Origin of the sequence: Streptomyces sp. SID9727, assembly GCF_010550605.1 — a bacterium.
Lineage (GTDB): Bacteria > Actinomycetota > Actinomycetes > Streptomycetales > Streptomycetaceae > Streptomyces.
Window position 1 is genome coordinate 1 of sequence record NZ_JAAGNI010000141.1, and the last position, 10,581, is coordinate 10,581.

A 10,581-nucleotide genomic window follows, 5' to 3' on the forward strand; every position below is an offset into this window, starting at 1 on the left:
GCCGGGTCAGTCCGGCCGCGCGGGGCCGCCCGCCGACCCGGCCGCGCGCCCACCGGCCCCCAGCAGGCCCGTGGGCGTGAACTCGGAGCGGTTCAGCTCCTTGCGGGTCGCGAGGGCGACCACCCCCGGCAGCCCGGCCCGCACGGCCTGGACGCCGCGCAGCCAGCCCGGGACGTACACCGAAGGTGACCGCCGCTCGATCGCGGCGACCACGCGCCGGGCCACGTAGGGCGCCGGGTAGGTCTTCCGGGCCGGCGGGGGCATATGGGCGCGCAGCTCCCGGAGCACCGGGTACTGGTCGGCGTCCCGGATCATGTCGGTGTCGATCCAGTTCAGGTACGCGATGCCCACGCCGACGCCGCGCGGCGCCAGCTCCGCGCGCAGCGAGTGGCACAGGGCCTCCACGCCCGACTTGGAGGCGCAGTACGCGCTCATCATCGGCGCGGCCCCCATGGAGGCCAGTGAGGCGATCTGGAGGTAGTGCCCCCGGGTGTCCAGGAGCTGGGGCAGGAACGTCCGGGCGGTGACCGCGCTGCCGATCAGGTTGACCTCGATCACGCGCCGCCAGCTCGCCGGGTCGGACTCCGCGAACGGCCCGCCCTCGGCCACGCCCGCGTTGGCGACGACCACCGAGGCGGGGCCCAGCCGGCGGCGTACCTCGTCGGCGACGCGGGCCATCGCCGCGTCGTCGGTGACGTCCACGTGCCAGTGCCCGGAGGGTGCGGGGAGCGTGGCGGCCACCCCGGCGAGCGCTTCCTCCTCCAGGCCGAGCAGCGCCACCCGGGCGCCCCGGGCGGCCAGCTCCCGCGCCACGGCCTTGCCCAGGCCGCGCGCCCCGCCCGTCACCACGGCCGTACGGCCGCTCAGCAGGTGCTTCCGGTCAGTCACGGGACTCTCCTTCGCGGGTGCCGGGAGGGCCGGCGTGCCCTGTTCCGGCCATGGTCACCCGGGGGTGCCGGATGTGCGCGGCGGAAACGGCCCCGCATGCGGCGACGGGGGCGGGGCAGGAGGCGGGGGACCATCGCTCGGGTCGCGGCGGGCGGCGGTCCCGGCCACGCTTGTCTGGATGAGCCCGCGCCGGTGAGAACGAGGACCGCCTTCCCCCTCATGGAGGATTCGGATGACGACTACCGCCGCACCGCCCGTCGACCTGGGCAGGCTGTGGACCCTGCCCGGCGTGTACGCCCCGCAGGCCGACACCCACCTGCTGGCGCGCGCGCTCCGGGCCGAGGGTCCGGCCGCCGGCATGGACGTCCTCGACGTCTGCACGGGCAGCGGCGCACTGGCCCTGCTGGCGGCGCGCGGCGGGGCCCGGGTCTCCGCGATCGACATCTCCCGGCGGGCCGTCCTGACCGCCCGCCTGAACGCCGCCCGCGCCGGCCACCGCGTCCAGGTCCTGCGCGGCGACCTCACCGGCCCCGTCCTCGGCCGGCGTTTCCACCTGATCGTGAGCAACCCCCCGTACGTCCCCGCCCCCCACACGCGCCGCACCCGGGGCCACGGCCCCGAGGTCGCCTGGGACGCCGGGCTCTGCGGCCGGCAGGCCCTGGACCGCATCTGCGCCCACGCCCACGACGCCCTCCACCCGGGCGGCGTGCTGCTCCTCGTCCACTCCGGGCTGTGCGGTGCGGAGGAGACCCTGGCCCGGCTGACCGCGAGCGGCCTGCGCGCCGCCGTCACGCACCGGACCTCCATCCCGTTCGGGCCGGTCATGACCGAGCGCCTGCCGTGGCTCCGCGCCCAGGGACTGCTCGGTCCCCACGACAACACCGAGGAACTGGTGGTCATCCGTGCCGAACGCCCCTGAACCCCGCCGCCTCACCATCGAGCCGGGCGGTCCGGTGCTGATCGAGGGGCCGGTCGAGATCGTCCGGGAGGACGGCTCGACCGTCACCTCCGACCGCTTCGTCGTGGCCGTCTGCACCTGCCGCCGCAGCCGGATGTACCCCTGGTGCGACACCAGCCACCGCCGTCACCGGCGGCCCGTCAGCCCGCCGTCGGGCGAAGGCGGACCGGAAGGGCCTGGTGGCCGTTGCTGATCAGCGACGGGAGCGGGAGCAGGTCCTCGGCGGGGACCGCGAGACGGATCTCCGGGAAGCGCTCGAAGAGCTGACGCAGGGCGGTGGCGATCTCCAGGCGGGCCAGCGGGGCGCCGAGACAGAAGTGGACGCCGTGGCCGAACGCCAGGTGGTCCTTGGCGGCTCGGGTCACGTCGAAGTCGTCGGCGGTCTCGCCGTGCCAGTCGGGGTGGCGGTTGGCGGGGGCGAAGGAGACCAGGATCGCCTCGCCCCGGGCGATCTTCCGTCCGTCGGGCAGGGGGATGTCCGAGACGGCGAAGCGCATCGGGATGTGCTTCACCGCGGGCTCGTGGCGCAGGGTCTCCTCGACCACGTCGTTCCAGTCGGCGCGGCCCTCGCGGAGGTGGGCGAGCTGCTCCGGGCGGGTCAGCAGTGCGGTGACCGCCTGGTCGATCACGTTGACCGTGGTGTCGTAGCCGGCGGAGATCATCAGGAGCAGAGTGTCGCGCAGCTCCTCGTCGCTGAGGCGGCCGCCGTCGCCCTCGTCGTCGCGGGTGGCGAGCAGGAGCGAGGTCATGTCGTCGCCCGGCAGGTCCCGCTTGGAGGCGATGAGCCGGCCGAGCGCCTCGTACAGGGCGGCCGTGTTGGCGGTGGCCTCCTCGACGGTGAGGGTGGTGTCGAAGACGCCGTCGACCTTGGAGCGGAAGCCGTCGAGCTGGTCCTCGGGGACGCCCATGAGCCGGCCGATCACCGCGATCGGCAGCGGGTGGGCGAGCTCGGCGCGGAGGTCGACCGGTTCGCCGGCGGGCCGGCGGGCGAGGCCGTCCAGGAGTTCGGAGACGATCTTCTCCACCGAGACGCGCAGGTCCTGGACGCGGCGGGCGCTGAACGCGGGAGAGATCATCCGGCGCAGCCGCCGGTGGTCGCCGCCGTACGCGGTGAACATGTTGTTCACCGCGACCCACAGGGCGAGCGGCCAGGTGGCCACCGTCTCGGCGAACGCCGGCCAGTGCGCCCGGGCGTCCTTCGAGACCTGGGAGCTGGTCAGGAGCTCCTTCAGGAGGACCGGGTCGCTGACGGACCACGCGGTGACCCCGAGGACGTCGACGCGAGTGGCGGGACCGCGCTCGCGCAGCGCCCGGTACTCCGCGTGGCGGTCGGTGCCCGCAGGGTCGAGGACGATGATCGGCTGCTCGGACATGGGGCTCCTTCAATGGGAGGCGGGTAAGACGTGGGGAGTGAGTCCAGCGCCCGGTGGAACGGGCCCGGCCGCCGGCACGAGCGCGATCACCACCGGTCCGGTCACGGGGTCCTCGCGGACACCAGCGGGGGACGGTTCCACCGGCCGCGCGAGCGCCGGAGCCCGCGCGTTCAGCCGAGGCGGGGGCGAGGCGTCCTCGGAGCGCGTCGCGGCCGATGCCGGGACCGGGCGCCGGGCGGTCGCTGAGCAGTTGACCGGCGAGGGGGACATGAGGGAACAGTAGTCAGAAATCGCCAAGGAGCGCCCGCAAGCGGCTTGTTGACGATGTATCGGTGGCCGGAAGGCGGAACCACCTGGCCGCTCGCGCGCGGAACGACCCTCGTAGGATTCGGTGCGGGCCCGCGACCGCCGAGGGGCGGGTCGACCAGCGCCCATGCGAGCGCACTTCCGCGCCGGGCCCCGGCGGGGGAGTGGCCGGGCGGGACGGCCGGCGCATCGAGCCGGCACATCAAGTGAGTGGAGAGCCAGTCATGCGTGGAGGCAGCATCGCCGTGGTCGGCGGGAGCATAGCGGGGTGTGCCACGGCCCTCGCCGTGTCGCGCGCCGGAGCGGACCGCGTCACCGTCTTCGAGCGCGCCGACGCCGAACTCCGGGACCGGGGCGTCGGAATCGCCCTCCAGAGCGACCGCTACGAGGAGCTGAGAGAGGCCGGATACGTCGCCCCCGAGATGCCCTGGGCGCCCCTGAACCGGCGGGTGTGGAGCGTACGCGACGGAGACGCGCCGCACGGCCGGGGCTTCGGGCGGCAGCCGTTCCCGTTCCGGGCCTACAACTGGGGCTCTTTGTGGAGCGAGCTGCGCAGCCGGGTGCCCGAGGGCGTCGACTACCGCTCCGGTGCCGTCGTCACCTCCGTCGAGCCGGCCGACGACGGGGTGACGCTGCGGCTCGCCGACGGCCACGAGGAACGGTTCGACCTCGTCATCGGCGCCGACGGCTACCGCTCCGTGGTCCGCGAGGCCATGTTCCCCGGGATCAGCCCCGAATACGCCGGCTACATCGGCTGGCGCGGCGCCTCGGAGGACGTCGAGGGGCTGCCCTCGGACGGGCTCGACGCCCACAACATCGTCTTCCCCGGCGGCCACTGCATGATCTACCGCATCCCGGACGGCGCCGGCGGCCACCGCCTCAACTGGGTGCTCTACACCACGCCGCCGCGGACCGACGGCCTCCACCCGGACCTGCGCACCCCCACCTCGCTCCCGCCCGGCCGCCTCAACTCCGAGCTGACCGACTGGCTGCGCGCCCTCGTCGCCGACACCTTCCCGCCCTTCTGGGCCGACAAGGTGCTCGGCACGCCCGCCGAGACCACGTTCATCCAGCCCATCTACGACCTGGTCGTCCCGCACTACACGTCGGGCCGCATGGCGCTCGTCGGCGACGCCGCCAGCGTCGCCCGCCCGCACGTCGGCGCCGGAAGCGTGAAGGCGCTCCAGGACGCGACCGCGCTGGAGGCGGCCTGGACCGCCGGGGACAGCTGGAAGGACGTGCTGGACCGGTACGACGCCGGGCGCGGCGCGGTCGGCTCCGCCATGGTGGCCCTCGCCCGCCGCATGGGCAGCACCCAGGTCGAGAACACCCCGGACTGGCCGGCCATGCAGCAGCCCGAGTTCGACGCCTGGTGGCAGGACCAGAACAGCGGCTCCGACCGCAGCAGCGGCTTCGGCGGCCACAGCCTGAAGGCGAAGTGACCACGGGCGCGAGGGGGTGACGCCCCCTCGCGCCCGTCAGGACGCCGCGGGCGCCAGCTCCAGCGCCGCGTGCAGGGCCGTCGGGTCCTCACGGGCCTCCGCCCCGTCCAGCCGCAGCGCCACCCGGCCCGACGTCAGGACCGTGAGCGTGTCCGCGCACCCGGCCGCCGTCGCCGGACTCGGCGACACCAGGAGTACGGCGATGCCCTCGGCGGCCAGCGTCGTCACCAGGTCGTGCACCTGACGGACCAGGGCCGGGGCCAGGCCCTCCGTCGGTTCGTCCAGCAGCAGCACGCTCGGCGAACCGAGCAGCGCCCGGGCCAGGGCCAGCATCTGCTGCTCCCCGCCCGACAGGTCCGTGCCCCGGTTGCCCCGGCGCTCGCCCAGCCTCGGCAGCAGATCGAGGACCCGCTCGGGCGTCCACACACTCGGCCGCGAGGCGTCGCCCCGGCGCGGCGGACGGTGCGAGAGGCGCAGGTGCTCGGCGACGCTGAGATGCGCGAAGACCCGGCGGCCCTGCGGCACGAGGCCGATCCCGGCGCGGGCGATCCGGTGCGCCGGCTGTCCCGTCAGGTCCCGGCCGGACAGCCGTACGGTGCCCGCGTCCGGGCGCATCAGACCGGCGACGGTGTGGACGAGCGTCGTCTTGCCCGCGCCGTTGTGGCCGACGACGGCGTGCACCGTGCCGGCGGGCACGGACAGGTCGAGGCCGTGGAGGACCGTGCCGCCGTGGTAGCCCGCGGTCAGGCCCGTGAGTTCGAGCATCGGGGGTCGGTCATCCTCTCGCTTCGGGACTGCGGGTGACGGGGTCCGGCGCGCTGCCGGTGACCAGGTCCGGCGCCTCACCGGACACCGGCGCCGTGTTCTGGTACGCGTCGCGGACCTCCGGGTGGGCGAGCGCCTCCCCGGTCGGCCCGGTCACCAGCACGCGGCCGGCCGCCAGCACGGTGACCGACGTGGCGACCTGGGCGACGACCTCGACATGGTGCTCGACCAGCACGACCGCCACGCTCTCGGGCAGCGCCCCGAGGATGTCGAGCAGCCGGCCGATGTCACCGTCGGTCAGCCCGGCCGCCGGCTCGTCCAGGAGCAGCAGGCGCGGATCGCCCGCCAGGGCCGCGGCCAGGTCCAGCATGCGGCGCTGCCCGTGCGAGAGCTCGGAGGCCGGCCGGTGCGCCAGGTGCGCGAGCCCCACGGTCTCCAGGTGCCGCCCCGCCGACTCGGTGTGCAGCCGGTAGCGGGACGGGCTGCGCCAGGCGCCCCGGCGCTTCGGGTGGTGCGCCCAGCCGGCCAGCACGATGTTGTCCAGCACCGTCAGCTCGCCGATCACGGACGGCTGCTGGAAGCTGCGCGCGATGCCCAGCCGGCTGCGCTTCGCGGTGGACGCCCGGGTGACGTCCGCACCGTTCAGCGCGATCGTGCCCCGGTCCGGCCGGTCGGTGCCGGCGATGAGGTTGAGCAGGGTCGTCTTGCCGGCGCCGTTGGGGCCGATCACGGCGTGCCGGGCGCCCGGGGGCAGCCGCAGCGCGACGTCGTCCACGGCGGTGAGGCTGCCGTACCTGCGGGTGAGGTGGTCGAGGACCAGCACGGGGGCCGGATCCACGGCATCGCTTGCGGGCGTCATCGTGAGACCTTCCCGGCGGGGGACACGGAGGGGGTGGCCGGCGCGGGTCGGCCGACGACGGCGCGCAGACCGGCCAGGCCGCGCGGCAGCAGGTACACGGCGGCGATGAACAGCGCCCCGAGCAGCAACGGCCCGTGGCCGGGCCAGGAGCCGGCCACCCAGTCCCGGGTGAACACGATCAGCCCGGCGCCCAGGAGGGCACCGATGACCGACGTCGTACCGCCGATGACGACCGCGAGCAGCGCGAACGCGGCGATCTCGAAGCCGACGTCGGCGGGGGAGAGGTACTGCTGCACGGTGACCATCAGCGAGCCGCCCACCCCGGCCAGCGCGCCCGCGCAGATGTGGGCCACGAGCAGATAGCGCCCCACGGGGTGGCCGGACGCACGCATCCGCGCCTCGGCGCCCCGGGTCCCGGTCAGCAGCTTGCCGGCCGGGGAGCGCAGCACCGTCAGGGTGAGGGCGACGGCGACGACCGCGACGACTGCCGCGTACACGTACAGCTCGCGCTCCTCGGTCATGCCCTCGCCGCCCCACAGGGCCTGGGTGGCGGGGAAGCCGACCAGCCCGTCGGCGCCGCCGGTGACGGACTTGACCTGGTTGATCACCGCACTGGTCAGCTCGCCGACGGCCAGCGTGATCATCAGCACGGTGGTGCCCCGGGCCCGGATGACCGCGGGTCCGGTCACCGCCGAGAACACGGCCGCCGCGAGCGCCGACAGGACGATCTGGACCGGGCCCACCGTCCACCCGGCGTCGGCCAGGTTGGCGGTGGCGTACGCGCCGACGGCGAACGGGGCGGTCTGCCCGAGCGTGGGCAGCCCGGCGTACCCGGTCAGGACGGTGACGCTGACCGCGAGCAGTCCGAGCGCCAGGGCCGACCCGGCCAACGAGATGCTGTACGCGTCGAGCATCCCGGGCAGCGCGAACAGGACGGCGAGCAGGGCGAGCAGCGGAACGGCCTGCCGCCACCCCGCCGAGTGCAGCCGGACACCGAGCCGCCCCGGGGTCGCCGGAGTGGGCGCCGCAGCCGCGCGCGGCCGGTTCTCCCACCGCGCGGCGAGGAGCCGGCGCAGCCGGGAGACCGGGTCGGAGGACGGGCCCCGCTCCTCGTGCGTCTCCGGTTCCGTGAAGCGGGAGCGGAACACCAGCACCGCCGCCATCGCGGCGAACAGCAGATACGGTGCCAGGTCCGGCAGCACCGAGACGCCCAGGGTCTGGACCTCGCCCACGGCGACCGCCGCGGCGAACGTCGCCCACAGCGAGCGCAGCCCGCCGAGGACGACGACCACCAGGGACAGCATCAGCACGTTCTCGGAGGTGCCGGGCCCGGGGCCGATGATCGGCGCCCCGAGCACGCCCGCCGCGCCGGCCAGCGCGCCCGCCGCCGCGAGCACACCGGTGTGCACGGCCCGGGGGTTGTGGCCGGTGGCGGCGAGCATCTGGGGGTCGTCGGCCGACGCGCGTACCGCCGCGCCCACCCGGGTCCGGGTGAGCACCCACGTACCGAAGGCCGCCAGGACGACGGCCATGGCGATGAAGCAGAGCCGGTAGGCGGGGTAGCGGTGGCCCAGCAGGTGGACCGAGGAGTCGAGCGCGCCGGGGACGCGCACCGGCAGCTCGTCCGCCCCGAAGAACTGGATCAGCAGGTCCCCGCCGACGAGGGCGATCCCGAACGTCAGCAGGGCCTGGGCCAGATGCCCACGCCGGGCGAGCGGAACGGTGGCGGCGGAGAGCCCCGCCCCGGCGAGGGCCGCGGCCGCGGTACCGGCCGCGAGCCCGAGGGCGAGGCCGCCCCAGGTTCCGTCGCTCAGCTCGGCGCCGGTGTAGGCGCCGATCGCGTACAGCATGCCGTGCGAGAGGTTCAGTACGCCGGCCGTGCCGAACGCGAGACTCAGGCCGGCGGCGACGACGAACAGCAGCAGCCCGTAGGCCACGCCGTCCACCGCCGGCACGAGGTGGGCATCGAGCAGATCCATGTCAGCCGCCGAGCGTCGCCAGGTCCTGGACCATGACGTTGGACAGCTGGTTGCCGTCCGGCCGCACCTGGCGCAGGTACCACGTCTGGACCGGCGCGTGCGCCTTCTCGCTGAACTCCCAGTTGCCGCGCGGGCTGTCGATCTGACCCAGGCTCGCGATGGCCTTGTTGATCGTCTGCGGCGTCACGTCACCCTTCTTCGCGGCGTCCGCGATCGCCTTGTCGAGCACGGCCGCGGCGTCGTAGGACGACATCGCGTACGTGGTCGGCTGGGTGTCGTGCTCGGCGGTCCAGTCGGCGGCGAACTTGCGGTTGGCCGCGTTGTCGAGGTCCGGCGCGTAGTTCAGGACGGAGTAGATGTCCTTGGCGGCCTGGCCCTCGGCCTGGAGCACGCTGCCCTCGGTGACGAAGGCGGTGTACAGCGGCAGGTCGGCGACGTCGGACTGCGCGTACTGCTTGGCGAAGTCGATCGCGGCCTTGCCAGCGTAGAAGCAGTAGACCGCCTTGGCGTCGGTCTTGGCAATCTCCGCGAAGTACGGCATGAAGTTGGTGGTCTTCGGGAACGGCGTCCACTTGGTCTTGCCGTCGGGGTTGGCCAGCTTGCCGCCGACGCGCTTGAACTCGTCGGTGAACCCGCGCAGTTCGTCGTAACCGCCCTGGTAGTCCGGTCCGATCGCGTAGACCGGGCCGTCCACCTTCTCCTTGACGTACGGGGCGATGGCCTTGCCCGGCTCGTCGGACATGAAGCTCGTCGTCCACACGTACTCGGGGTCCTTGACCTCGGGACGGGCGTTGGAGCCGAGGAAGGGGATCTTCGCCTGGCCGACCAGCGGCAGCACCGCGTTGACCGAGCCACCGCTGACCAGGCCGGTCAGCACGTCGACCTTGTCCTTCTTGACCAGCTTGGTCGCGGCCGGGACGGCGGTCGGCGGGCCGTCGCCCTCGTCGGCGACGACGAGCTCGACCTCGCGCCCGCCCAGCTTGTTGTCGTGCGTCTTCAGGTACAGCTCGAAGCCGTTGCGCAGATCGGTGCCGACCGGCTTGTAGGTGCCGGAAAGCGACGCGACCAGGCCGACCTTGACGGTCTCGTCGCCGGAGCCGCTGTCGCTGCTGCAACCGGTGACGGCGGCCAGACCGAGGGCGAGGGCGGCGGCACCGACGGGCCGGACGAGTCTGCGGTGGCGGGTGCGGCGGGGTATGTCGAAGAACATGGGTGCTCTCATCGGGGGAGTGGTGGGGCAACGGTGTGACCCGACCGCGGGCTGTGGGCTCCGCAGACGGGTCGCTGCGGCCGTGGGGGACGGCCGGGTCAGTGCGTGGGGGAGGAGTGCGGGGAACGGACCTGGGGGGACAGCGAGTCACCGACCTGGTTGATCAGCTCGGACATCATGTAGCTGACCTCGCCGATGTCCGCGTCCCTGGTGGTCATGACCAGGAGCGAGGCACCGCTGGAGACGGCCATGGAGAACATGTAGCCGCCCTCCATGGCGGTGAGGCTGTGCTCCACCGGGTCGGTGTCGGTCAGCTGGGCGGCCGCGGACAGCAGGTTCACGACGCCGGAGGCGATGGCGGCCAGCCGGTCGGCGTCGTCGCGCTCCACGCCGGTGTACGCGAGCGCGAGTCCGTCCACGGACACGGCTATCGCCTGGGTGACCTCCGGGATGCGTCCGGCGAAGTCGCTCAGGATCCAGCTCAGGTCGGTGGGTGAGGTCATTTCTTGGTCCGTTCGGTGTCGTCGTTGCTGGCGGGACGCCCGCGGGGGTTCGTGCTCCGGCTGATGCCCTGGGCGTAGGCCGCAAGGACGTCGGAGACCTGCCGGGAGTCCCGGCGGCGGGGGGTCGGCCGCGGCGCACCGGCGCCGGACCGCTGCTCGGTACCGGTCCGTTTCTCCCGCGCGGGCCACTGCTGGGGCGCGGTGCGCTTGCGGACCGGCAGGCCGGACGCGCTGACGCCCGCGATCCGCGAGGCCGGCTCGTCGTGCACGGGGTGCGGGGCCGGCGCGTCGGCGACGT

Annotated in this window: 10 protein-coding genes and 1 pseudogene; 3 read left to right on the forward strand and 8 right to left on the reverse strand. The window is 74.1% G+C overall.

The window, feature by feature from the left end; genetic code table 11:
* Positions 1–6: 6 nt before the first annotated feature.
* On the reverse strand, positions 7–888 hold the full coding sequence (locus G3I41_RS09570; RefSeq protein ID WP_164399789.1) for an SDR family oxidoreductase: 882 nt from the start codon (positions 886–888) through the stop codon (positions 7–9).
* Positions 889–1,120: 232 nt separating this feature from the next.
* Here G3I41_RS09570 and G3I41_RS09575 point away from each other — a divergent pair, with 232 nt between their 5' ends.
* Positions 1,121–1,807, forward strand: a complete 687-nt coding sequence (locus tag G3I41_RS09575) for a HemK2/MTQ2 family protein methyltransferase (protein WP_164399790.1) — start codon at positions 1,121–1,123, stop codon at positions 1,805–1,807.
* Positions 1,791–2,039 (forward strand): CDGSH iron-sulfur domain-containing protein, encoded by a 249-nt coding sequence (locus G3I41_RS09580; protein ID WP_164399791.1) that lies wholly within the window; start codon positions 1,791–1,793, stop codon positions 2,037–2,039. Before G3I41_RS09575 ends, G3I41_RS09580 begins: the two co-directional genes overlap by 17 nt.
* On the opposite strand, the gene G3I41_RS09585 is transcribed toward G3I41_RS09580, so the two are convergent.
* Positions 1,987–3,219, reverse strand: a complete 1,233-nt coding sequence (locus G3I41_RS09585; protein WP_164399792.1) for a cytochrome P450 — start codon at positions 3,217–3,219, stop codon at positions 1,987–1,989. The genes G3I41_RS09580 and G3I41_RS09585 overlap by 53 nt on opposite strands.
* 530 nt (positions 3,220–3,749) lie before the next feature.
* Between G3I41_RS09585 and G3I41_RS09590 the strand changes: the two genes are divergently transcribed.
* On the forward strand, positions 3,750–4,967 hold the full coding sequence (locus G3I41_RS09590; RefSeq protein WP_164399793.1) for an FAD-dependent monooxygenase: 1,218 nt from the start codon (positions 3,750–3,752) through the stop codon (positions 4,965–4,967).
* A gap of 36 nt (positions 4,968–5,003) precedes the next feature.
* Here G3I41_RS09590 and G3I41_RS09595 read toward each other — a convergent pair whose 3' ends face one another.
* From G3I41_RS09595 to G3I41_RS09620, 6 genes and pseudogenes are all read right to left on the reverse strand, one after another.
* Positions 5,004–5,732 carry an ABC transporter ATP-binding protein gene (locus G3I41_RS09595; RefSeq protein ID WP_164399794.1) on the reverse strand — a complete coding sequence of 243 codons (729 nt, stop codon included), beginning with the start codon at positions 5,730–5,732 and terminating at the stop codon, positions 5,004–5,006.
* A gap of 10 nt (positions 5,733–5,742) precedes the next feature.
* Positions 5,743–6,591, reverse strand: coding sequence for an ATP-binding cassette domain-containing protein (locus tag G3I41_RS09600; protein WP_164399795.1), 849 nt, complete (start codon positions 6,589–6,591; stop codon positions 5,743–5,745).
* Positions 6,588–8,570, reverse strand: a complete 1,983-nt coding sequence (locus G3I41_RS09605; protein ID WP_164399796.1) for an ABC transporter permease — start codon at positions 8,568–8,570, stop codon at positions 6,588–6,590. Before G3I41_RS09605 ends, G3I41_RS09600 begins: the two co-directional genes overlap by 4 nt.
* Position 8,571: 1 nt before the next feature.
* Complete coding sequence (locus tag G3I41_RS09610; protein WP_164399798.1) at positions 8,572–9,780, reverse strand: ABC transporter substrate-binding protein; 1,209 nt, start codon at positions 9,778–9,780, stop codon at positions 8,572–8,574.
* 98 nt (positions 9,781–9,878) lie between these two features.
* The gene (locus tag G3I41_RS09615) at positions 9,879–10,283 is read right to left on the reverse strand and encodes a roadblock/LC7 domain-containing protein (RefSeq protein ID WP_164399797.1); all 405 of its coding nucleotides are present in this window, start codon (positions 10,281–10,283) and stop codon (positions 9,879–9,881) included.
* Positions 10,280–10,581, reverse strand: a pseudogene (locus G3I41_RS09620) (histidine kinase); the annotation flags it as partial. The pseudogene G3I41_RS09620 and the gene G3I41_RS09615, both read right to left, overlap by 4 nt.

What these genes read in the sequence shown, in the direction of transcription:
- G3I41_RS09585 (WP_164399792.1), bottom strand. Translation starts at nt 3,219, where the DNA reads ATGTCCGAGCAGCCGATCATCGTCCTCGACCCTGCGGGCACCGACCGC.
- G3I41_RS09575 (WP_164399790.1), top strand. Translation starts at nt 1,121, where the DNA reads ATGACGACTACCGCCGCACCGCCCGTCGACCTGGGCAGGCTGTGGACC.
- G3I41_RS09605 (WP_164399796.1), bottom strand. Translation starts at nt 8,570, where the DNA reads ATGGATCTGCTCGATGCCCACCTCGTGCCGGCGGTGGACGGCGTGGCC.
- G3I41_RS09600 (WP_164399795.1), bottom strand. Translation starts at nt 6,591, where the DNA reads ATGACGCCCGCAAGCGATGCCGTGGATCCGGCCCCCGTGCTGGTCCTC.
- G3I41_RS09610 (WP_164399798.1), bottom strand. Translation starts at nt 9,780, where the DNA reads ATGTTCTTCGACATACCCCGCCGCACCCGCCACCGCAGACTCGTCCGG.
- G3I41_RS09615 (WP_164399797.1), bottom strand. Translation starts at nt 10,283, where the DNA reads ATGACCTCACCCACCGACCTGAGCTGGATCCTGAGCGACTTCGCCGGA.
- G3I41_RS09595 (WP_164399794.1), bottom strand. Translation starts at nt 5,732, where the DNA reads ATGCTCGAACTCACGGGCCTGACCGCGGGCTACCACGGCGGCACGGTC.
- G3I41_RS09590 (WP_164399793.1), top strand. Translation starts at nt 3,750, where the DNA reads ATGCGTGGAGGCAGCATCGCCGTGGTCGGCGGGAGCATAGCGGGGTGT.